The organism is Anaerotignum sp. MB30-C6, assembly GCF_030908465.1.
Lineage (GTDB): Bacteria > Bacillota > Clostridia > Lachnospirales > Anaerotignaceae > Chakrabartyella.
Genome location: NZ_CP133078.1, coordinates 1,439,607 through 1,461,179, shown reverse-complemented (window position 1 = coordinate 1,461,179; position 21,573 = coordinate 1,439,607). Strand labels below are relative to the sequence as shown.

The window sequence follows — 21,573 nt, the reverse complement described above, 5'->3', positions numbered from 1 at the left end:
TTCTTTCTTTAAATTAGCAATATTTTTCCGTAAGCTGCTTCAGTAATGCCAAAGCGGTTTCCTGAATCCCCTTCTCTTCCGCTTGTCTTTCAAAAAGCTCCACCTCATTGTTTATACTTTGCAAGACATCATCAGTAAAGCTGCGTCCTGCAAAGGTATAGACTACGTTATCCTCTTTGTCTATATGACGTTGTAACAGGTTCGCCCATGCACCTGCATTCACCAGAATTTCCAGCTTATCTGGAGTATTTGGGGCAGACTCATAACGCCCTAATGCGCTTTCAAGCTCCCCTAAATGAAACCTCCCCATATCATGCTCAACCAACATGCCGTTTTGAATCAGCTTCACGGCAGCGGGACCCAGCCTACCCATCATCTCTCTGAACAAAATCTGCTCCTCTTTTCCATGATGATGTTGATCCGCATAGGTTCGTGCGAAGGTAATCATATTCCGAAAATCATTTACTTCCACAGGATCACCCTCCAATATACGACAACACGCATTATGGATTACCGTTACAAGGGAAAGAATATTTTTATGCTCCTGTACCATTAAATCAATAGAATTCATTTTTCATACCTCCTGAATGAGAAACTGCTTGTCTATTTGCTGAAAAGAAAAACCACTGCCTGAAAGACTTCCTAAAATAAAGGCACCTCGTAATAAATAATAGTTTTCAATCTTTCCGCCTACTGCATCCCAAAAAGGCAAATGCAAATCCACCGTCTGGTGCCAAAGAACATGTTCTGAGCTCTGTTCCAAAATTTCATTGACATGATCACAGGGCATACCCTCCAATAGTACATCATTTAATGCACGGTATACTCCTTGGGCATCACTAGAAGTAGGCAAGGGATTTTGCAATCCCAGCTGATATGCCACCTGCTTTAGCTTTTCAATTTTTGTAGGAGCATTCATCAAAATTTCTGTCACTGCTGCGGCAAAGCGTTTCTCTGCAATGCCTATTTGCCCTTGCAGCCAACCATGGATATTTCCGTTATCTATGACTTGTTCCAATGGGCGTCGTTCAACAATTCCATATACGGTATTCAACTTATTTTCCAAGGCAATAAGGTCTTCCTTAGACGAAATCGTAGACAGCATTGCTTCGGTCAAACTCTCCTGCAACTGAATTTTACGATAAAGCCAGTAATGAATTGGCCCTAAAAACGCACTCATACGCTCATCCCTTTCTAAAAATGTGGTCATGGAACAACTCAGTATCCCATGACCTTAATCTTTTTATTAACAATTCACCTTATCATTTACAGCTTTTAGAACATCATTCACATTTAACCCATGAACCATACATGCATCTGCCAAAGTCTCCATCTGAGACGAAGGGCAACCCAGACAATGCATTCCACACTCCATCAGCGCGGGAGCAGTTTCAGGATATTTGCGCAAAATATCGCCCATTATCATATCGCCACTAACAGCGGCAGCTTCATCAAAAAACAGCTTTAAGTCGTCCTCAACGGTTCCAATGCCAGCAATACCGAAATTCTCTACCAGTACCTTTGCAACATTCGGGCTAAGGAAAGCAGGGAGTGTTGGCCCTAAATGAATATTTTTCACACCCAGATGCAGCAAAGCCAAAAGTACAATCACGGCTTTTTGCTCATACCAAGCAATGTTATAAACAATTGGCAAATCGTTAATGTCCTCCAATCCAAAAACCTCTTTTAGTTTCAGCGCGATTACAGCCAAGGAGTAGGAGTCATTGCACTGTCCCGCATCCAATACGCGAGGAATGCCGCCGATGTCACCTAAATCAAGCTTGTTGTATTTATACTTTGCACAACCTGCGGTAAGGATTACTGCATCCTTGGGCAGAGCCTTAGCAAAATCAGTATAGTAATTACGGCTCTTAGAACGGCCATCACAACCTGCCATAACCACAAACTTTTTAATTGCACCGGATTTCACAGCTGCAACCACCTGATCGGCAAGAGCCAGAACCTGGTTGTGGGCAAAACCACCAATGATTTCTCCAGTTTCAATTTCCGTTGGAGCTACACAACGTTTTGCGTGGTCAATGATTTCGGAGAAATCTTTTTCCTCCCCGATGGCACCGGAAATATGCTTGCAGCCAGGGAAGCCCGCCGCACCAGTGGTATACAGACGGTCTTTATAGCTATCCTTAGGAGGAACAATACAGTTGGTCGTCATAAGAACAGGGCCATTAAAGGATTCAAACTCTTCTTTCTGCTTCCACCAAGCATTGCCATAGTTACCAATGAAATTGGAATACTTCTTGAATGCAGGATAGTAGTGTGCAGGCAGCATCTCAGAGTGGGTATATACGTCCACACCAGTTCCCTCAGTCTGCTTGAGCAACATTTCCAAATCACGAAGGTCATGTCCTGAAACCAGGATACCAGGGCGTGAACCCACACCAATGTTTACCTTAGTAATCTCAGGATTGCCGTAGGTTTGTGTATTCGCCTTGTCCAGCAGAGCCATACCAGAAACACCATATTTTCCCGTTTCCAGTGTCAACGCCACCAAATCATCTGCAGAAAGATTATTATCTAAAGTCGCAGACAAAGCACGCTGGAGAAATGCGTCCACTTCACCATCTTCTTGAAGTAGAACATTTGCATGCTTAGAGTATGCAGAAAGTCCTTTCAATCCATAAGTAATCAGTTCACGCAATGAGCGAACATCTTCGTTTTCTGTGGAAAGTACACCTACCACAGCTGCTTTTGCCTCAAAAGTAGATTCATCACCATCCCATTTTGCTGCCTCTGGTAACTTTTCTGCGTCACTTACTTGAAGAAGAAGTTCACGTTTTGTGTCGAGGGTTGCACAAATGCGTGCTGTGATCGCTTCATTATCAAAGTTGGCGTTGGTAATGGTCGTAAAAAGATTTAATGTAATCAGGTGGTTAATTTCTGAAGAAACTACCCCACCCTGAGCACGTAATGCAGTAGTAACTGCTGACAGACCCTTCGTTACATAAATTAACAAATCCTGCATATTAGAAACATCGGCATTTTTACCGCATACACCTACTTTGGTACATCCGGTACACCCAGCAGTTTCTTGACACTGATAACAAAACATTTTATTTTCCATGATAATTCCTCCTAATAATGTTATACTTTTTTAATGTAGTTTTTCTAAATAGCTCCCCCTCAGGCAACTGGCGGGAAAACAACGGTAAGCAGCATTTTGAATGCTTCTTTGGCAAATACTGCATGAGGCTTCTTTGCTGGCATAATTATAGATTCACCTGCACCCAAAACGTACTCAGTGCCATCCACAGTGAACTGACCAGTACCTTCCAGCACCAAAACCATTGCATCACCAGTGGAATCATGTGAGCTGATTTCTTCGCCTTTGGAAAATGCAAAAAGCGTAACGCTAACATAGGAATTCTGAACAAGGGTTTTACTAACAATTTGACCCTGTTGAACAGAAACCTCATTGGCTAAATTAATTATTTTTTCCTGTTCCATATTTTTAATGTAGTTCATACAATAACCTCCTCAATCTTCATTTTCAATTGCATTCACAGGGCAGCCACTCTGCGCCTGTGCCGCTGTATCCAGCACTCCTACAGGGACTTCTCCTTCTGTGGCTATTGCAACACCAGAATCAATCATTTCAAAAACCTCTGGACAAGACATGGCACATAAACCACACCCAATACAACTGTCATTTACAAAATACTTCATACGAACATCCCCTTTCACTGAATCACTAGTATCAATATTTTTATTTTTTTTGTTAATAGAATGATATCATGAATTTAACAACATTTATGTTGTTAAAACAACAAAAATAAAATAATTTGCAAACGGTTAAATCCTTTAATGGCATTGGTGGTATAAATAAGCCTTCTTACAGCTTCTGGATACTTGAAATAGATGAATAACGTCGTCCAATGATTGTGCCATGACTAATAATTTTTAGGATATTCGGGATACCATTTATCACGGAATTGCTCCAGTTCAATTAAAGCAGTTTCTTCCGTTGGGGCAGCATATACACGGTTTAAATTAGTCATCAATTTTTTAATATACTGTAATAAACAAATTTCGTGGAATTGCGGATTTGATACATAGTCCACTAGCTCTGAGGGATAAAACTCTATTTTAAAATCCACTTGATACGATTCACCATAGTCATTTTCGTAATAGGTGGACGCTTTTAGTGGCATATATAGCTTTAGCTCTTGTGGCTGTTGAATCTCAAACCAAGATTTTTATTTAAAATCTGTGTCATCTCTAGATTACACCCGTGGTAGACGATATATCCTTTATAGTTTCATATAAATTTGTGATTTGCAGATTATTTTGTTCTGCATACTTTACGGTATATTCTGTACCGCCTTTATCACCATCATAGTATCACATCATTCTACTGCTGTGATCCACCATGTAACGGTTTCGCTCATAATAACAGCCTTGATGATATCTCGCCTGTTCTTCAAATGGAACTACAGCAATAAGTTTTAGGATTTTAGGGTTCAACATTTCTACAACTCTTTTCCGCTTCAATGCCTGCACACATTAAATCAAAACCATAGCAAGCTCCGAAGTAAAAAGTGTTAATCTCTTTTTCGATTGCATTATCAATTTCCTCCCTTATTCTTAATTTCAAACTTTCCAGTTTTTCTCTGCTTTGAAGGAGTTTTTCACCGCGATGTCCACCGAAGTAAAAAGATTGTTATTTGGGTTGCATAATTGTTTTCCTCATTTTATAGTCAAGATGTAATGTTACATAGAGAGGTAGTAAGTATGAACAATAGTAGCTCTATTCTTGAGATTAAAGATTACAGCAAAATCAGTTTTCATGTAAAGGAAATTATGGACAGCAAAAATATGACAAGAAGTAAGTTATCTAAACTTGCTAATGTTCGATTTGAGGTTGCTGATAAATGGTACAACGGAAATATCGAGCGTATGGATATTGATGTTCTCACTCGCATATGTTTGTTTTGGATTGCGACATTTCCGATTTGATGACCTTTGATAAGTAACTGGGTACTGACAAGTCTGCTTTCACAGACTCTTTTTTACTGCCTAACAGTCAAAATCTCGCCTCCGTGTTTTGCAATTAGAGTTGCATTAACAATAGCCTTAAATGCAGAATTGCCGATGAGCTGTTCATCGGCAATTTCGTTTATCTCTATACTTTTCTTTCCGGTTGCTATGGTTTTTGCCATTTGAAACAATGCATATCCGTCAGTATCAATCCCATACAAGTGTGCTTTTGGAAAATCAAAGCTGTTTAAATAAACATGGTCTTTTATCCTATTCCATAATATATCATTTGCCATCAGCAAATATAGTGTGGCAAGATAGAATGGATTTGGCTGCTGCACTGGTATCCCTTGCATTCTGCAAAACTGTTCATATCGACCTTTATGTGTATGGTTCAAAAACCAATCTCCACGGAAGCTGCGAATTAACTGCTTGATTCTTTTGTTCAGATAATAATGATGAAAATCTCCGAAACTGTCTTTCAGAAAAGCACCATATTTTATCTGACAAAAGGTAGCTCGTTCCATGAGGTGAGCGCATTGATTTTCCTTACAGCCACCTTTAGTATAATTGTCACAATAGATGCATTTTTTAAATTCCTCATTTTCATTAAGCATTCTCTTTCCCACAACAACCATTCCTTTCATTCTTGGCGCAAAGTTTGGTACGAGCAACATCAGCTGCTCCATCTCCTGTAACTTCGTCCCATACAGAAAAACTTTTGACATTGTTCTCATTCCTCTCATTTGTTTTTTGGCATAAAAAAAACGGCTAAGTCCATAAGGTTATGAAACCTAAAATTTAGCCGTTTTACTTTTGTTCTATATAAAAAATGGGCAATGAAATTGATGCATAATCTTGCATCTTCCATTGCCCATTTATTGACTTCAATATTTGATTTTTATCGTGACATCAGAGGAAATACCCTATGTCATCTATTTTCAGCTGTTTTTAGAGGCTCAAAAACGGCACTTTTTTGCCTATTTTTCTGCTTCAAAATCGCTCCAAAACCACAACATATTGTGGTTTAAACCTCATTTTTAGCCTTATCACCACAATACGTCATCATTATTATCGCTTCAACGTGGCTCGAGAGGACAGAATGAATGTCATTTGAGCGTATCCGTTCTCGGAAACATATCCACTACGTTTTTGGCACTATCGGTAGGCGGGAACATATCGACCTTCAACTATCACACCATTAAATGTGTTTAGTTAATAATATCGCCTTTGTTTTTAGCTAAATTTTCATGCCATTCTCGTCGCTTAGTAGCTGTCGGTTTCGTCCACTCTGTTTCTTCACCAATAATTTTTAAAGGTTCTTGTGAGCGATAAGAACGCGTTAAGTTACCAGGGAACTTTTTGTCAGTAACATTTGGGTCGTTTTCAAATTCACCTGTAGGTTCTACTATATAAACGCGTTCTCTTCCTTTTCCTTTTGCTAATGCTGCTGCAAGACCTGCCCCATTGACATTAGCAGTGAAATAAATATGGTTCATTTTAAGCCCAGGTTTGTAATTTGAATTTCCACCCGCTATCAGAAAATCACCAACTTTCAAATCTGCCTTTGTCCCATGGTAAAATGGGCCTTTATCTGTTAGTGCACCATTATATGATTTGGCCAATTCATAATTTCTAGTTGCCTGTTCAGAATCACCCAACTCCTCATAACAGTTGGCAATGTTTATATACAACGTGGAGTAAGCACTCTTAACGTTATCATCATCTATATTTTGTGCACACTGTAAGGATGTTTCCATCCATTTTAATTTATCTGTAATATTTTCTTGTATACGAGCTAAATGATAAGCTGCGATAAATCTTTCATAGTCATCCGTTGCTTCGTGCCATGCTTTATGAAACATCGCAATCGCACCCTCACTGTTTCCACAGTCCTCCAATCCCATCCCACTCATGCAGATTTTAATAATAACGTTATTTGGATCAAATTTTTTATTCATCTAATCTTACCTCCAAATTAATTGAATGTTATGATGAGTATATCCAGAACTTCAACTGCTCAAGATCTTCTCCATTGGCTTGCCTTTTGCCAATTCGTCGATTAATGAAGCAGACCAAAATAATCACTATCCCAAATCCCCCAACAAATCTCACTAATATACTATCGAAGTATAGCAGTTGAAATTCAGAACGAACAGTCTATATTTGCAATTTTGTATATGTTATAATTAAAGTGAGGAAGAGTATATTATCAGTGAAGTTAAGCTTTTATTGTTTCGGGGTGCCTAGCACAACCCGAAATTAGCTACGCCAAACATTCACCAATCGTACCGTTTACGAAAAGGGCACTCTTAATAGGAGCGCCCTTTTCGTAAACATTGATGTAATTAATAGTCTTTTTTCTTTACTGGAATCCAAATTTCGCTTCTATACTTAGGATTCCCAGTGTCTGGACTCTCACTCCATAAAATTTCAGGACCTTCAACCGCCTCGTATCCTGATGATGGAAACCACTCTGAATATATCCTACCCCACACATTTTGAAGTGTTTCCGGGAATGGTCCAATCGATTCAAATACAGCCCAAGTACTAGCATCAATTTTTAATACATCAAATTCTGCTGTTTCATCACTTGAAGTTGCTACACCGATGTAATGATCTAGTTCTCCTCTTTCTTCCATTCTTCCTTCCGAGAAATTAGTGGAAGCACTAATAATACCTGTTGGTTCTACATTTGAAATTGCTTTTAATTGTTTAATAACATCCGTGGTTAAAAGTTCAGTCATTTTTGCAATCTCTGGATTGACACCTTTAAAAATAATTGGAACTCTCTTCTTAAATCCTACTAACTTAAAAGGTCCTTTCTCAACAATACGATAGTTCATTTCGCATCCTCCTTTAATTGATAATTGAAAGGTCATTCGAGGATAAGCTTTTAATTGTGTATTCTCACTCCTTGCCTCAGAAGGGAGAATGCCATGCAGGGAATGAAAAGCACGGGAAAATGAATCAGCCGAATTATAGCCATATTTGACGGCTACATCAATTATTCTCAAATCCCTATCTTTCAGATCAAGTGCAGCCAACGTCAGTCTTCTTCTCCGAATATATTCTGATAAACTTATGCCTGCTAAAAAAGAAAACATCCGCTTGAAATGATACTCTGAACAATAAGCGATTTTAGATACTTCACTATAATCAATTTCCTCTGTTAAGTGCTCTTCAATATATGCCAATGCATTATTCATACTTCTTAAAGAATCCATCAAACAACCTCCTTTCATCATCAATATTATCAGAGGATGCATTTACCCATCCGACAATCTGTGCACAATGTAGTCGACTCACCTTATTCGGGAAACCCTTTAGTTTACATTTGTTTATTCATTAATTGCTTTAGCCCCTCTTCAGATGTTAACATTTCAAGATTATTAAATATTTCCTCTTCGCTCCAGTTCCACCATTGAAGCTTTAGCAAGAATTCAACCTTTTCATCACTAAATCGATTTTTGACAAATTTAGCTGGATTCCCACCATATATTGTGTATGGTTCAACACTTTTTACTACTGTTGAGTTAGCGGCAATAATCGCACCATCACCAATTTTAATACCCGGCATAATGGTAACATTCTGTCCAATCCATACATCATTTCCAATCACTGTATCACCCTTGAATGGTAACTGCTCTATTGTTGGAGTTACCTTTTCCCAACCACTGCCAAAGATATTAAAGGGATAGGTTGTAATTCCATCCATTCTATGATTTGCACCATTCATAATAAACTTAACACCCTCTGCAATTGCACAAAACTTGCCTATTATAAGTTTATCCCCTAGAAATTCGTAATGATGCTCTATATTATCATAAAATTTCTCTGGAGACTTTTTATTATCGCTATAATAGGTGTATTCTCCAATTTCTACATTGGGCCGTTTTGGCAAATTACTTATATAACAAACTGTTTTTATGTTTTCATTCGGATAAAGCTTTTTCTTATCTGGCCCCGTCATTGAATATCGGCTCCTTTAAGGTATTCAACCTCGTTTACTAGTCTTTGAAGAATCTCTATTCCTTTTCTTGTACACTCTACATCAGTTGATATTAAGGAAATAACCTTATCGACCCTTTCCTTGTAATCGCTTGGCTTGATCTTAAAATCTTCAATCATCTTAACAGCCTTTTTTTCATTTATACAGTATTCTTTGTTTACTGCAAATAAGACTTGATTAAGGGAAGATATGCTTCGAAAGCAATGCCCACAAACATAGGATACATCGTCTTTATCTATATTGTTCTCAGCAAACATTAATGAGAAACCTGCCTCAAACATAAAAAATTCGGTTAATCCTTTCTGCAAAGCGGTTGGATAACGTTCTGCCTGCTTTTTTAATTCGCATAAGCTTTCATTCTTAGCATATAGTATTTTGCTAATCGCTAATTCTCCTCGATACATAGCACTTATATATCCATGGGGATGCCCCGTCTGATAATTAGCAGTAACAATTCCTTGCTCCGTATCTTTGATTATTTGTTCCACCCGTTTTATATCACGTAAAATCAAGTCAACATGATACCCATTTATAACTAACCATCCGCCGCCATTAATCCAATCACCCCACGCTCCGGGAGGTACAACAAGGTTATTTCTATTCTCATCATCCAACTCTGTAGCAATTTGATTAATCGCTGTAATGTCAAATGATTCTGATTTGTAATAGATTCCGATATCTATATCAGAATCCTCTGTATGGGTGCCTCTTGCACGGGAACCCCCTAATACGATGCCTTCTATATAAGGCAAAGAGGATAATTTTTCTGTCACTGATTGAATAATATTATCTATCATACTGAATCACTCCTTTCAATATCAAAAGCTATATCCCATGCTGAGAAACGCCTTTTTTGCCATGTGTTCCTTATGCTTTACGTATATTTCTATGGAAAGGGGGCCTTCAAAATTCATCTTGAAGGCCTTATTTTCCCTGATTAGAGGTCTAACCTACTTAACGTTTAGATAAAATCAATAACCTCTTTCACTGGCCTACTTACGATCTGTCAAATACGAAAAGTAAAATAATTATCGGACTAAGTTTAATTTCTTATCTTTGATTTCATAAATCACATCAGCCACATTATCAAGCAGCCGATTGTCATGGGTGATAAACACTATAGTTCCGGCATACTCCTTCATTAGTATTTCCAAAGCCTCTAAGCTTGGTATGTCAAGGAAGTTGCTCGGTTCATCCATTAGTAAGATGTTATATCTACCCATAAGCATTTTAGCTAGCAATAATTTAATAATTTCTCCGCCGCTTAAAACAGATAAGCTTTTTCCAATATCATTCTGTTTCACCCCCATGGATGCTAGCACTGAACGAATTTCTGAAACATTGTAATCACAATCCTCCTGCATAAACTCTAGGACTTTCTGATTACCGTTGTACTTATAACTATTTTGTGCAAAGTAACCTATTTTTGCCTTAGGTGAAATAGAAATTCCATCTTCATAGTTTAAGATCATTTGGATTAAAGTTGTTTTTCCTGTTCCATTCCCACCAGTTAGAGCCACTTTTGCTCCAAGCGGAATTTGAAAAGATGCATTTTCAAACAGTACCTTATCCCCAAATATTTTAGTAATTTCCGTACCGGCAATAGGATATGGATTGTGAAGCTCCAATGCTTTACTTTGTCTGAAACGAATCCTGCGAATGTCTTCTGGTGCTTCTACATTTCCTAACGCCGCAATCCTATGTTCTAGAGATTTAGCGGCATTATGCATCTTTTTTGCCTTACTTCCTATTGATTTTTGATGAGCTAAACGCCCTCCGCCTTCAGTACTTTTTTTCTTTGAAGCACCTTTTGCCTTCTGCTCTATTTTTCGGGCCTGCTTCCGCTTTTCCTCCGCAGCCCTTTCCAATTGGCCACGTTCCGCAATAAATTGTTCGAATTCTGCAGCCTGGCTCTTGCGTTCTTCCTCTTTCTGGCGAAGATAATCAGAATAGTTTCCCCAATACTCAGTGATTTTGCCATCTTTCAGTTCCCATATTTTATCTACTACCTCATCAAGAAAATAGCGGTCATGGCTAATAACTAACAGTGCACCTGTAAAATATTTTAGCTGCCCGACTAGAAAATCAATTCCTTCACGGTCTAAATGACTCGTAGGTTCATCCGCTAAAATACCATGAACCTGTGCCGATAAAGCTTGTGCTATTTTAAGCCTTGTTTCTTCACCGCCGCTCATGGTTTGTATATCTAATTGCTTAACACCAAGCTTGCCTACAAGTGCAAAATCTTTTTCCTCCTGCACGGTTACTTCGTCCAACTGAGGGATATAGGCAAGTTCACCCAGACGATTCATTTTACATCCTGGAGGAGTTAATTCGCCTAAAAGCACCTTGAATAAAGTGCTTTTTCCTGCACCATTTGCTCCTACTAAACCAATACGGTCATAATCATATACTTCTAAATTATCTATATCTAAAACATCGCGTCCTTTAAATTCCACACGAATGTCTTTTGCTTTTAATATCAATTCCATAACATTTTCCTCCTGTCTATAATCGCATGTTTTCATTTGCTTGTACGCAGGGAAAACCCTGCGATTTAAGCAGGAAGAATTACATGAAAATAAGATACATAAATATCCCTCCAATATTGTTTATTTTAAATCTAATTTTCTAATCTCAGTTATCATTGGGCAAACTATTGCAATGCAAATAATTAAAATACCTGATAGTAAAAACCAATGATTTACACCGATTCTATCAGCAAAGAATCCAGAAAGAATTAACCCAATTGGCATAGCAAGAGACATGATACTTCCAGTTAAAGAAAATACACGTCCTAAATATTCAGGGTTAATTTTCTCCTGAAAAAGAGCTGTTTGCACACCGCTGTAAAATGGAACCGAAAGCCCCATTATTGCACAGCAGACTACAAATATGAAAAATCCACTTTGAGGAAGTAATCCTGAAATGGTTAAGCTTATCCCCATCATAAAAATTGATGCCGTTATTAATAAGATTCGCTTTTGGTAATTCCCAAATAACCCTAATAATAGACCCCCTATCAACATACCAGAGGCATAAGCAATCTCCGTAATAGAAATATGCATCGGTGTACCATTAAAATATTCCATAGTGATTAAAGGATATAATGCATTTATGGGCATATAAACAAACATATATAATGTTCCAACGAGTAATAAAGCAAATAATCCTTTATTTTGCCGTAGTACAACCATTCCTTCTTTCATTTCTCTTATGAAATTTGGTTTCAAACTTTGCACTTGATCACCCAGCTTAGGAATACGTATAATTGCTACCGTAATAGATGCAATCACAGCACCCAATACATCGATGGCGATAATAGCATTTAGTTCCCAAACGGAGTATAAGAGTGCTGCAACCGCCGGACTAACAATATAGCTTATAGACTGCAAAGACTGACTATAGCCTGCACATTTCGCAAGCTGTTCTTCTGGTACTAAAAGTGGCGTAACCGCATTGATAGCCGGGGTATGAAAAGCTGTTCCAATGCTACGGATAAACAATACTACCATAACCATCCAGATAGGTAACTCCATATACAATGCAACAATAGCTAGCACGGCCCCAGCTGCTGCGATAATTAAATCAGCACCAATCATTATCTTCTTCCTATCATGACGATCCACTAATACACCAATGGCTGGTCCAAAGACCGCATAGGGTAAAAAACCTACTAGTGAAGCCATAGACAAGACCATCGCAGATCCTGTTTTCTCTGTAAGGTAAAAAATGATCGCCATTTGCAGGATGGCACTAGTGATTAATGATACTGCCTGCCCTGCCCATATTGTATAAAACTTAAGTTTCCAATTGTTGTATTTTTCCATTTATATTATCTCCTGCATATTATTTTGCTTGAATTTCTATTTTGAATAGCATTCTAGGCAATAAAAAATGCAGGCCTAAATCCACAATGTGGCTTTTGGTCTGCATACATACAATTTGGAAACATTCATATTAAAGACATAGTTAAATAACTTATATCTCACCGTAACTAATGAATGCTCAATATCGTATAAATAAGCACAACAAAAAAGCCTATCATCGGGGATAGATTCTGCTTTTTTTTATTGCCAGCTTATCTTAAACGCATTGAGGCTGTCATAGTTTCGGTTCCTCCTAAACTCTTATTCGTATCAGCATATATTTTAACACAATAAGTTGTTTTAAACAACGTTTAAAATTGAAAAAAGCCACGGACAGTACAACAAACATATACATCTCAGGAAGATAATATTGATTTAATTATAGATTACCTGAATATACCGATAAGCCATGCTTAATACAATAAACAAATAGTTTGCCACCGGTAGTTATAGGAAACCTACAAGTTGGACTTTGTTCTGGGTACAAGCGATTTAGAAATACTCTGTCACTTTTAACACAGGCCACAAAAGAAAGATAATGATCTTTGGTCATTGGATGGTCAAAAGTGACAAAGTAATCAGTATCTATTTCCTCTACCGTGATTTTTGGTGCAATAGTTGCAACAGTAGGCAAGATACGTTCTAACTTTCTTCCGCAGCAGAAGATAGAGGCACTTCCTGTGCTCACCAAAATATTTCCACAGGAAGGACAGACGTAAAAACGTACTTTATCAATATTGCCGCTATCCGGCTTATTTGATGTGATTTCACCCTCCATCATCTGTTTCATATCAACACCCAAAATAGTAGATAGTTCTGGCCACAGCGATAGGTCAGGACATCCTAAACCACATTCCCATTTTGAAACAGTTTTATTTTGAATACCCAGTGCATCTGCAATATTTCTCTGGGTAAGTTTTTTTTCCTTTCGTAGCTTGGCAATTAAATTGCCTATTTTCACACAGTCCATGCCACCACCTCCATTTCTCTTTAGTATATCATACTACATGAACCTTGCGATTATTTGTACCAACCTTGCTGGAAGCTGCTTCAAATCGGTTATATCCAGTGTGTTTTCAGCACCGTAAAGTTCTCGGATGGCCTCCTTATCCTGTCCAATGGCTGCAGCTAGGAACTGGATGCCTTTTCGCCTAAATTCCTGCAAAGTATCTTTCATATCATACGCTGCCTTTTCACCTGAATAATCAGGCATAGCCTTAGGCTGCCCGTCACTGATGCTGATTATTAATTTGGATTTTTGGGGCGCATTAAGCAATCTATCGGAAATAATGCGCAATGCCATGCCATCCCGATTGTTGCTGCGAGCCTGAATGTTCATAAGAGCATATTTTTCATCTGCATCTTTGCTTTCAAAGTCTACATAGGCATGGATGGACATTTGCTCAAGCTTGGAGCGGTCTGCTGTATCCCCGTAGACCATGATTGGAATACCGCATCTTGTGCAAAATTCATACAAGGCAACAGCAGCTTGCTTTGCAGCTTCTAATCGGCCAAAGGCTGACATCGAAGCCGATTCATCAATCCTGAGAGCAACCGCAATAGAGGGTTCTTCCTCAGGCGGACGCTTGCGGGCAAATGTGCGAAAATCCATAGAGGCAACCTGATCCGCACAAAATTTTGTGCCATACAACCTCGATTTCGCGAATTCAGCAGATAATTCATGCTCCAACAGCGGATTTGTTTTTCTGATTAATTCCCGAATAACTGGCATCAAAGTTGTCATCATACGGTTATACTCTTCCCTGTTCTGGTAGGTAACTTCCGGACGATGGACAATCAACTTAATATCTTCATGGACACTTCCTTGAACACTTTGCCGTGCTTCCCTGTTCAACTGTTTACGAAATTCTTTTTTTTGTAATTCGGTTGTATCTGATTTATCGAGCTCATGATAGAATGGAGTGCCATTTTCTCCATTATCATTGCTTGAAATATCAGTATTTTTATCACTGCTCGTATCAGAATGCCCCTCACTGTCTTCTGATTTTCTCAGACGCACTGCATTTTTATCAGCTTGATCTGTCTTGGCCGAGAATTCTCCGTTTTCGGTAATATTAAGTTCCATTACTTCAGGATTTTCTCCGTCTTTTTGCGATTGACAGATGTGATCCATTTCCTCAAGCTTTTCTGTCAAGCCATGACTAGCCAGTGCCTGCTCTAAAATAACAAGCTCCTGCGGATCGGTCGTGATTTTGTATAACACCTTATAATATAAACTTTTTTGGATTGAGGCACCACTTTGAACGGCATCCACCCAAAAGATATAAGAACGCATACCGGCCACACCTTTAATGGCATTGGCGCGGGCTGTCTCATCCAGCACCATAATCGTTTCAGCTAAAAGAGATAGTACAGGTTCAGATTCATAACCGGTCTTAGCTTTAACCCGCTCCATCATCACTTCTTTAGGCGGTAAATCTAGTTTTTCTGCATGCTGCACTCGATCTCGCAAAGCTTCATTTAAGGGCCGGAAGCCATTGTAACCGCGGTTTGTTGTGATAACCGCAATAAAATCAGGGTGACGATGCGCGATACGAGTTGGCAAGTTTAGACTGCCATCTGGTTCTAATGCGGAATTTAGCGCCATTAAAACAGCAGCATCCCGAATCACTGTCGGTTCCTGAATCTCCAAGAGCCATCCATTTTCATATGCACGAACAATCTCAGAAGGATAATAGCGATATTCAACCTTATCAGAATGACCATCTTCTTCTGACAGCACCGGAAGAATCGCACCCAGGACATCGGATTTATCCATATCTGCAAAACAGGTTACTTTCGTATAAGGCAGGTTAAAATCAGCAGATAAAGCTTTGGCAATCTCGGTTTTTCCCGAACCAGCATCCCCTTCCAGCAAAATGGTGCTAATTTTCATTTCACCGCAATTCCAATTTCGTACGATCTCTTCATATATTCGTTTTTCTGCTTCACTTTCAATATGTGAAGGCGGCTTTTTCCAGACAAGCGACTGTTCCTCTTCAGTCAGCTGCCTGTCCGGTGACAAAATACAAGTCTTTTTCATTGTTAGTAACACTCCAACTCTTCTAGTATGCGGCTAAGCACTCGCCTGCGTTCTCCAATTATTTCTCCTAAATCATTTAAACTTTGGGCAAATGCTTTGATGTCCTCATTGATATTTTGATTGTCTACACACACTTCTACTGGTAATACCCCACCTTGTACTCCAACTCGTTCCACTGTGGGTTTTTCCGGGTCATATAAAAGGGGGAGTCGGTAAGCCTCCTTGAAGTAAAGCAATGTCCTGGACAAAAAAATCATCAAATCAAATATTTGATGGATGGGCAGCTCCTGGGCCAAAATCAATTCACCATCTTTATCATTTTTCCAAATCTGTGCGGCAATCTGCATTTTTTTATTTTCTTCCCGCATAGGCGCACCTAACGTTAAACATTTGATGTCAGATTGATAAGCATTTCTGCCATCTATACGGTCATAATCATTTGACACCATAACAACTTTTTCATTCATCGCCATATCCTCCTTGCATTTGGATCAGCAGCGAGACACTGTTCTCTCAAACTTTCTAATTTTGCTGTATGATCTTCATGTGGGTCATCATACTTTAACACTTTAATAACTGATAGTTCAAAGCCTTCCGAGCCATATTTGTTCCAGAGTTCCTGTAATCGTTTATTAGGATGCCAGTTGGCTGCCAATTTCATATTAGTGCTGTTAAAGTCTGATTTTGTATCTTTGGAGATACCCAAAAATACCTCGCCAGTTTCTTTACAACGGTAAGATATTACTCCCATTTCAGGATGTCTGTTTTTATAGGCTTCTAAAAGCTCTTTTTTTCTTTTTGTATCCATCATTTTCACCTCGACTCTAGTATAAAACAATGTATCTCAAAATATAATCCACGCTCCGTAGACTACATGAATCCAGAATTATCCAATAGACAGTATTTTATAAAAAATAGTAGCTTGTGCAACTTGCCGTTAAGTTTTTTCAATTTCCTGTATGACATAAGTATTATAAAAACGAAAAGCCGCCAATCAAGAGCTATTTCCCTAAATCAGCGGCAAGTCTTATATTTAATTTTCTATATCTATTGCAATACTTGACTTAAATTCCACCTCAATTCTGTCATCATGCACCGTAACCCTTTCAATAAGCCACCTTACTAATTGCTCGTCATACTCCTCTAACTCGCAGGATTGCTCATTCAAGAAATCAGTCATTTCAGCGAGTCGTTGCCTTTTTCCTTCTCGCTCTGCTTTCTCTACTAGTGCATTTTGCTTTAATTCCCGAAGTCGATAAATTTCATCAGCCACATCTTCATAATCATTCTTTGATTTTGCTTGTATAAGGAGCTGTTGTTGTAACTCTTCCAAATTTCTATCTATATCATCGGTGGTATTATCATTTTCTTCATTAAGGACGGTAGCTATGTTTTTCTGTAACACTGATAGGAAGGGTTCTTTGTTAGCCAAAAGTTCATTAATAGCCTTAACCACTGCTGCCTGTAATGTTTCCTCGTTTATGGTAGGTGCAGTACATTCAGATCCTTTTTCCTCCAATCGACTAACGCATCTCCAAACGATTGACTTGTAACCTCGGTTATTCCAATGCACCCGTCGGTAAATATCGCCGCAGTTTCCGCAGTAAACAATACTCGATAAAGCATACTTACTGCTGTAAACTCGCTTTCTACCACCCTTGCCGCTGCGAAGATTTGCTCTTCGAACCATCTCTTCTTGAACTTGCATAAAAAGTTCACGTGGAATGATAGGCTCATGGCTGTTTTCTACGTAATACTGGGGAACAATGCCATTATTCTTTACTCGCTTTTTAGAAAGGAAATCAACTGTATATGTTTTTTGTAGAAGGGCATCACCAATATACTTTTCATTTGAGAGCATTTTATCTATGGTTCCTGGGTGCCAGTGGTCAAGCCCTGTTACTGTTTTAATGCCATCTCGCTGTAGTCCTCGGGCGATATTGATAATGCTGCTGCCCTCAAGATATTCTCGAAAAATCCGCTTGACGATGACCGCTTCTTCCGGCACTACCACAAGGTTGCCGTCCTCGTCTTTGGTGTAGCCTAAAAATTTCTTGTGGTTGACAGATATCTGACCATTTTCAAATCTTCTTGTTAACCCCCATCTGGTATTCTCGCTGATGTTGCGGCTTTCCTCTTGTGCCTGGCTGCTTAGAATGGTAATGAGTAGCTCGCCGCCGCTTTCCATTGTATTCACGCCCTCTTTTTCGAAGATGACGGGGATGCTTTTTTCTTTTAGCTTTCGGATATTCTGTAAGGCATCTACAGTGTTCCTTGCGAATCTGCTGACCGATTTGGTAAGGACTAAGTCTATTTTACCTGCAAGGCAGGCATCTATCATGGCATTGAAGTCATCTCGCTTATTTGTCTGCGTGGCACTTTTGCCATCGTCAGCGAATATACCAGCACACTTCCAATTGGGGTTGCTGTTTATTTTATTGGTATAGTAATCTACCTGAGCTTCGTAGCTGCCCTCCTGCTGCTCAAGCAAGGTGCTTACTCGGCAGTAGGCGGCTACACGCAAGGTTTTCTGCTCTACTCGAAGCTGTTTATCATATTTCATTTGCGGCGGTATAATCGCCACATTCTTTTTCTGTACTGCCATTAGGCTCATCCTTTCGTTTATATTCTAAGATTTCACTGAATTTCAGTCCATTGATAAATTCTGTTTCTATTTTTCCATCTTTGTAGATGGTGATTTTCTTGATAATCTGCACCATCAGTTCTTCATTAAAATCTGTCGGTTCAGGAATGCCTTCTATGGTCTCCCTAATCCTTTGAGTGGCATATTGGTAATCCTCGATTTTTGAGGCTTTGTAGGTAAGCTCTGCTCGTTTGAAGATAAGCGATGCAAGGTCTGGCGAGGAAAACTGTTCTTGTTCCTCCAAGTCTGCAATTTGCAGGTCTACCTCTCTTAGCTCCATATCCTTTTTCAGAGGTTCTTTTCGATAGGGATTGTCCAGCAGATTTCTTTTTTGAAGCAGTTTATTGATTGCCGATGTAATAACAGCCTCTATTTCATCCTCAGTATAGAAAAGATTTCTGCATACAACTCTGTTATTATAAATATACTTTTTACATTTCCAGCGTACCTTTTCCTGGGGCTTGCCACAATGTTCCACATATTTGCGGTACGGCTCTCCGCACTCTCCGCAAAATATCCTGTTTGTAAGAGCATGGTGGTTATTCATGCTGTTAAGCTGTGCCATTCTCCCTAACTGTGCTGTTTTTTGCTGTCGTTTTTCCTGTGCCTGATGGAATAATTCCTTGGAGATAAGTGGGGGATACAGGTCATCACCCATGTACTTGGTATTCTGCAGAATTTTCCCTACTGCCCCATGCGTCCAGTTGGTTTTATTATTGGCATTGGGTACATTGTTTTCTTTCAGCTCTTTTGAGATGGCAAGTTTTTTCATATCCGTTATCATCAAGCAAGGCATTTCGCCGTTTCTTGTATTCTTCGATTTGGACATTCAGAGTATTTTGCTGTTCCATAAAAATAGCAGAGTCTATATATCCCTTTTGCACAACTCTGCTTAGGATACGACTCTGCTCTGTTAATTCCGTTATTTTATTATTCAGCTCAAAAATCTGCACTTCCTGCTCTTGGCTGGTTCTGAGACTTTTTAGTGATTCCAAAAGGGGATAGAGGATTTCGCTGTAGTTGCTGACCAGCTTATTCCACATGGTAAGATAGGCATTCTTGATAATGTCCTCTCTCACTGCTTTCATTTTGCACTTTTTGATGTTCTCAATGTGAGTAATACAAGACCATTGTATTTTCTCGTAGGGTTTGCCGATATAAATTTTTTGCCTGCGAAATATTCCGCCGCATTCTTTGCAGATAATTTTGCTGCTGAATTCATAGCGATTTTGATATTTTCCGCTATCATCCACGCCCATCTGTATTCTGCGGTAGGCATAGATTTCTCGCACTCTTTCTGCCTGCTGCTGTGTGATAATTGCTGGGTGGTTTTCTTTGATAGAATACATTGGCAGTTCGCCATTATTTCGCTTTTTGGTAAAGGGAAGTACCTCTGTCGTATAGGTTTTCTGCATAAGCAGCTCACCCTCATAGATGGGATTTTGCAAAAGCTCCTTTACCACGCTGTCATTCCATTTTTGTGCATTGCGGATGGTGGGAATGTTATCACGGTTTAATTCTTTTGCAATGGTGTAACTACCTTTTCCTGCGAGATATTCATTGAAAATCCTGCGTATGATTTCTGCTTCATCCTCTTTTATGATAAGCTCGCCATCTTCATCCTTGGTGTATCCATATGCCACACATCCGATATTAAAGCTGCCATCTTGGAAGCGTTTTTGGATGCCCCAGCGGTTATTGGTAGAAATACTTTCCGATTCGCCCTGTGCGATGGAGCTTAAAATGGTCAGCATTTGCTCACTCTGCTCTGACATGGTATTGATATTTTCCTTTTCAAAAAATACCGCTATGCCAAGTGCTTTCAGCTTTCGGATGGTTTCTATACTGTCTACCGTATTTCTGGCAAACCTTGTGACGGATTTGGTGATAATCATATCGATATTACCTTTTTCGCATTCCTTTATCATCCGTAAAAATTCATCACGATTTTTCACCTTGGTTGCCGTTTTCGCTTCGTCCGCAAAAATGCCGACATACTCCCAATCTTCTCGACCTTGAATATACTGCTGATAATATTCTGTCTGTGCCACATAGGATGTATGCTGCTTTGCTGAATCGGTACTGACTCGGCAATAGGCACATACCTTTTTCTTCGGCCGTAGTTCTCCAAGAACCTTTTGCCTGATTGGTTCAATGGTTTTCACTTTTTTTATCATCGGATGTCCTCCTTTCCCAGAGGATACCCCTCTGTTAGTAACACACAATACCACAAGCTTTGCTATATAGCTAGTGTTTTTACACATATACTTTTTGAAGTGCCGGAGAGAAGGATTGGCGATTTAGTGCATCAATTTGTGCATATTCAACATCAGATACAATCCCTCTGCGTTTCAGTATCTCAAGCAATTTTAGCGACATTTTATATTCCACTTCTTTTGCTGACTGCACCATATCCATTCGGTGTTCCTCGGCAATATCTGCACCTATTTTCATAATATCTAAACTCATAATAACCCCTCCAATCCAATACACTTTATTTTCTTAATATCACAAAAATAGGGACTGCTCTTTTCGTTTTTGCCCTGCACCCATAATAACTGTGAAGGGAAATAGTTTAGAGCAATCCCCATTGCTTCTAACATTAAGATTTTTCTTCTGCACTTAATTCGACACAACTTCCCAAGTGCTAATGGCGATTTCATAAACCGAAAGTGGCTGGCTTTCGTCATAGGACTTTCACCTCCGCTGGGATCTCCACCGGCTGCCCCCATTGCTTGTGTCTGTGGCTGGGCAGAAGTATCATTGTAGGCTGATGTGGTTTTGGCAAACAATCCGCCGTGAATTGTTTTAAGGTCAGGAGGGTACCGCTATGCACCTTTGAGATTTGGAAATCCCTGTTGGCCGCTTTGATAGGAAAGAAAGAAGTCTGAACGAACTTTAAATATTGTAAGTGACTTCGCATTTCATCTTTTTTCCTACAGGTGGTCTTGGCGCTCCTACCTATGTTGCTTGTCCGTTTCTGGCTCATCAACTAATGTATTTATGAAAT

23 protein-coding genes and 1 pseudogene are annotated in these 21,573 nt (G+C 39.2%); 1 reads left to right on the top strand and 23 read right to left on the bottom strand.

Annotated features, from left to right (window positions below):
• Nucleotides 1-13: 13 nt before the first annotated feature.
• The 7 genes and pseudogenes from RBQ60_RS07470 to RBQ60_RS07440 all read right to left on the bottom strand — a co-directional run bounded on the left by RBQ60_RS07470 (nucleotide 14) and on the right by RBQ60_RS07440 (nucleotide 4,485).
• Nucleotides 14-571 (bottom strand): hemerythrin domain-containing protein, encoded by a 558-nt coding sequence (locus RBQ60_RS07470; RefSeq protein ID WP_307885887.1) that lies wholly within the window; start codon nucleotides 569-571, stop codon nucleotides 14-16.
• A gap of 3 nt (nucleotides 572-574) precedes the next feature.
• The gene (locus RBQ60_RS07465) at nucleotides 575-1,180 is read right to left on the bottom strand and encodes a hypothetical protein (protein ID WP_307885886.1); all 606 of its coding nucleotides are present in this window, start codon (nucleotides 1,178-1,180) and stop codon (nucleotides 575-577) included.
• 66 nt (nucleotides 1,181-1,246) lie between these two features.
• Nucleotides 1,247-3,082 (bottom strand): hydroxylamine reductase, encoded by a 1,836-nt coding sequence (hcp, locus tag RBQ60_RS07460; protein ID WP_307885885.1) that lies wholly within the window; start codon nucleotides 3,080-3,082, stop codon nucleotides 1,247-1,249.
• 59 nt (nucleotides 3,083-3,141) lie between these two features.
• Nucleotides 3,142-3,465, bottom strand: coding sequence for a cupin domain-containing protein (locus RBQ60_RS07455; protein ID WP_442871385.1), 324 nt, complete (start codon nucleotides 3,463-3,465; stop codon nucleotides 3,142-3,144).
• A gap of 30 nt (nucleotides 3,466-3,495) precedes the next feature.
• Nucleotides 3,496-3,684 carry a ferredoxin gene (locus RBQ60_RS07450; RefSeq protein ID WP_307885883.1) on the bottom strand — a complete coding sequence of 63 codons (189 nt, stop codon included), beginning with the start codon at nucleotides 3,682-3,684 and terminating at the stop codon, nucleotides 3,496-3,498.
• Nucleotides 3,685-3,806: 122 nt separating this feature from the next.
• Nucleotides 3,807-4,072 (bottom strand): annotated as a pseudogene (locus RBQ60_RS15525) (transposase); the annotation flags it as partial.
• Nucleotides 4,073-4,359: 287 nt separating this feature from the next.
• Nucleotides 4,360-4,485: a hypothetical protein gene (locus RBQ60_RS07440; protein WP_307885882.1), complete on the bottom strand. Its 126-nt coding sequence runs from the start codon at nucleotides 4,483-4,485 to the stop codon at nucleotides 4,360-4,362.
• 264 nt (nucleotides 4,486-4,749) lie between these two features.
• Here RBQ60_RS07440 and RBQ60_RS07435 point away from each other — a divergent pair, with 264 nt between their 5' ends.
• Nucleotides 4,750-4,974 (top strand): helix-turn-helix domain-containing protein, encoded by a 225-nt coding sequence (locus tag RBQ60_RS07435; protein ID WP_307885880.1) that lies wholly within the window; start codon nucleotides 4,750-4,752, stop codon nucleotides 4,972-4,974.
• Between the two features lie 53 nt (nucleotides 4,975-5,027).
• Here RBQ60_RS07435 and RBQ60_RS07430 read toward each other — a convergent pair whose 3' ends face one another.
• The 16 genes from RBQ60_RS07430 to RBQ60_RS07355 form a co-directional block, all read right to left on the bottom strand.
• Entirely contained in the window at nucleotides 5,028-5,723 is a 696-nt protein-coding gene (locus RBQ60_RS07430; RefSeq protein WP_307885879.1) for a hypothetical protein, read from the bottom strand.
• Between the two features lie 483 nt (nucleotides 5,724-6,206).
• On the bottom strand, nucleotides 6,207-6,620 hold the full coding sequence (gene arr, locus RBQ60_RS15520; RefSeq protein ID WP_069955805.1) for an NAD(+)--rifampin ADP-ribosyltransferase: 414 nt from the start codon (nucleotides 6,618-6,620) through the stop codon (nucleotides 6,207-6,209).
• A 723-nt stretch (nucleotides 6,621-7,343) separates the two neighbouring features.
• Complete coding sequence (locus tag RBQ60_RS07420; protein ID WP_039236463.1) at nucleotides 7,344-8,222, bottom strand: AraC family transcriptional regulator; 879 nt, start codon at nucleotides 8,220-8,222, stop codon at nucleotides 7,344-7,346.
• Nucleotides 8,223-8,326: 104 nt separating this feature from the next.
• Nucleotides 8,327-8,968, bottom strand: a complete 642-nt coding sequence (locus tag RBQ60_RS07415; protein WP_307885878.1) for a Vat family streptogramin A O-acetyltransferase — start codon at nucleotides 8,966-8,968, stop codon at nucleotides 8,327-8,329.
• Entirely contained in the window at nucleotides 8,965-9,804 is an 840-nt protein-coding gene (locus tag RBQ60_RS07410) for a nucleotidyltransferase domain-containing protein (RefSeq protein ID WP_040036558.1), read from the bottom strand. Before RBQ60_RS07410 ends, RBQ60_RS07415 begins: the two co-directional genes overlap by 4 nt.
• Before the next feature lie 231 nt (nucleotides 9,805-10,035).
• Nucleotides 10,036-11,499 carry an ABC-F type ribosomal protection protein Msr(D) gene (msr(D), locus tag RBQ60_RS07405; RefSeq protein ID WP_307885877.1) on the bottom strand — a complete coding sequence of 488 codons (1,464 nt, stop codon included), beginning with the start codon at nucleotides 11,497-11,499 and terminating at the stop codon, nucleotides 10,036-10,038.
• Nucleotides 11,500-11,619: 120 nt separating this feature from the next.
• Nucleotides 11,620-12,837, bottom strand: a complete 1,218-nt coding sequence (mef(A), locus tag RBQ60_RS07400; RefSeq protein ID WP_307885876.1) for a macrolide efflux MFS transporter Mef(A) — start codon at nucleotides 12,835-12,837, stop codon at nucleotides 11,620-11,622.
• A gap of 418 nt (nucleotides 12,838-13,255) precedes the next feature.
• Nucleotides 13,256-13,846: a helix-turn-helix domain-containing protein gene (locus RBQ60_RS07395; protein ID WP_068759113.1), complete on the bottom strand. Its 591-nt coding sequence runs from the start codon at nucleotides 13,844-13,846 to the stop codon at nucleotides 13,256-13,258.
• A 33-nt stretch (nucleotides 13,847-13,879) separates the two neighbouring features.
• Nucleotides 13,880-15,919, bottom strand: coding sequence for an AAA family ATPase (locus RBQ60_RS07390; RefSeq protein ID WP_307885875.1), 2,040 nt, complete (start codon nucleotides 15,917-15,919; stop codon nucleotides 13,880-13,882).
• 2 nt (nucleotides 15,920-15,921) lie between these two features.
• Nucleotides 15,922-16,386, bottom strand: a complete 465-nt coding sequence (locus RBQ60_RS07385) for a DUF6530 family protein (protein WP_217810802.1) — start codon at nucleotides 16,384-16,386, stop codon at nucleotides 15,922-15,924.
• Complete coding sequence (locus RBQ60_RS07380; RefSeq protein ID WP_095142680.1) at nucleotides 16,383-16,730, bottom strand: GIY-YIG nuclease family protein; 348 nt, start codon at nucleotides 16,728-16,730, stop codon at nucleotides 16,383-16,385. Before RBQ60_RS07380 ends, RBQ60_RS07385 begins: the two co-directional genes overlap by 4 nt.
• Nucleotides 16,731-16,952: 222 nt before the next feature.
• Nucleotides 16,953-18,524, bottom strand: coding sequence for a recombinase family protein (locus RBQ60_RS07375; RefSeq protein WP_331654258.1), 1,572 nt, complete (start codon nucleotides 18,522-18,524; stop codon nucleotides 16,953-16,955).
• Nucleotides 18,472-19,335 (bottom strand): recombinase zinc beta ribbon domain-containing protein, encoded by an 864-nt coding sequence (locus RBQ60_RS07370; protein ID WP_307885874.1) that lies wholly within the window; start codon nucleotides 19,333-19,335, stop codon nucleotides 18,472-18,474. The genes RBQ60_RS07375 and RBQ60_RS07370 overlap by 53 nt, the downstream gene beginning before the upstream one ends.
• Entirely contained in the window at nucleotides 19,277-20,740 is a 1,464-nt protein-coding gene (locus RBQ60_RS07365; RefSeq protein ID WP_307885873.1) for a recombinase family protein, read from the bottom strand. The genes RBQ60_RS07370 and RBQ60_RS07365 overlap by 59 nt, the downstream gene beginning before the upstream one ends.
• 79 nt (nucleotides 20,741-20,819) lie before the next feature.
• On the bottom strand, nucleotides 20,820-21,032 hold the full coding sequence (locus RBQ60_RS07360) for an SHOCT domain-containing protein (protein WP_154262365.1): 213 nt from the start codon (nucleotides 21,030-21,032) through the stop codon (nucleotides 20,820-20,822).
• Nucleotides 21,029-21,355 carry a hypothetical protein gene (locus RBQ60_RS07355; protein ID WP_307885872.1) on the bottom strand — a complete coding sequence of 109 codons (327 nt, stop codon included), beginning with the start codon at nucleotides 21,353-21,355 and terminating at the stop codon, nucleotides 21,029-21,031. Before RBQ60_RS07355 ends, RBQ60_RS07360 begins: the two co-directional genes overlap by 4 nt.
• Nucleotides 21,356-21,573 lie beyond the last annotated feature (218 nt).

Bases quoted from the DNA above. Each gene is read 5' to 3' on its own strand.
- RBQ60_RS07450 (WP_307885883.1), bottom strand. From the start codon at position 3,684: ATGAAGTATTTTGTAAATGACAGTTGTATTGGGTGTGGTTTATGTGCC.
- RBQ60_RS07385 (WP_217810802.1), bottom strand. From the start codon at position 16,386: ATGAATGAAAAAGTTGTTATGGTGTCAAATGATTATGACCGTATAGAT.
- RBQ60_RS07435 (WP_307885880.1), top strand. From the start codon at position 4,750: ATGAACAATAGTAGCTCTATTCTTGAGATTAAAGATTACAGCAAAATC.
- RBQ60_RS07420 (WP_039236463.1), bottom strand. From the start codon at position 8,222: ATGGATTCTTTAAGAAGTATGAATAATGCATTGGCATATATTGAAGAG.
- RBQ60_RS07365 (WP_307885873.1), bottom strand. From the start codon at position 20,740: ATGATAAAAAAAGTGAAAACCATTGAACCAATCAGGCAAAAGGTTCTT.
- hcp (WP_307885885.1), bottom strand. From the start codon at position 3,082: ATGGAAAATAAAATGTTTTGTTATCAGTGTCAAGAAACTGCTGGGTGT.
- RBQ60_RS07410 (WP_040036558.1), bottom strand. From the start codon at position 9,804: ATGATAGATAATATTATTCAATCAGTGACAGAAAAATTATCCTCTTTG.
- RBQ60_RS07360 (WP_154262365.1), bottom strand. From the start codon at position 21,032: ATGAGTTTAGATATTATGAAAATAGGTGCAGATATTGCCGAGGAACAC.
- RBQ60_RS07470 (WP_307885887.1), bottom strand. From the start codon at position 571: ATGAATTCTATTGATTTAATGGTACAGGAGCATAAAAATATTCTTTCC.
- RBQ60_RS07415 (WP_307885878.1), bottom strand. From the start codon at position 8,968: ATGACGGGGCCAGATAAGAAAAAGCTTTATCCGAATGAAAACATAAAA.
- RBQ60_RS07455 (WP_442871385.1), bottom strand. From the start codon at position 3,465: ATGGAACAGGAAAAAATAATTAATTTAGCCAATGAGGTTTCTGTTCAA.
- RBQ60_RS07430 (WP_307885879.1), bottom strand. From the start codon at position 5,723: ATGTCAAAAGTTTTTCTGTATGGGACGAAGTTACAGGAGATGGAGCAG.
- RBQ60_RS07465 (WP_307885886.1), bottom strand. From the start codon at position 1,180: ATGAGTGCGTTTTTAGGGCCAATTCATTACTGGCTTTATCGTAAAATT.
- RBQ60_RS07370 (WP_307885874.1), bottom strand. From the start codon at position 19,335: ATGAAAAAACTTGCCATCTCAAAAGAGCTGAAAGAAAACAATGTACCC.
- RBQ60_RS07380 (WP_095142680.1), bottom strand. From the start codon at position 16,730: ATGATGGATACAAAAAGAAAAAAAGAGCTTTTAGAAGCCTATAAAAAC.
- RBQ60_RS07390 (WP_307885875.1), bottom strand. From the start codon at position 15,919: ATGAAAAAGACTTGTATTTTGTCACCGGACAGGCAGCTGACTGAAGAG.
- RBQ60_RS07375 (WP_331654258.1), bottom strand. From the start codon at position 18,524: ATGGCAGTACAGAAAAAGAATGTGGCGATTATACCGCCGCAAATGAAA.
- RBQ60_RS07440 (WP_307885882.1), bottom strand. From the start codon at position 4,485: ATGTTGAACCCTAAAATCCTAAAACTTATTGCTGTAGTTCCATTTGAA.
- RBQ60_RS07395 (WP_068759113.1), bottom strand. From the start codon at position 13,846: ATGGACTGTGTGAAAATAGGCAATTTAATTGCCAAGCTACGAAAGGAA.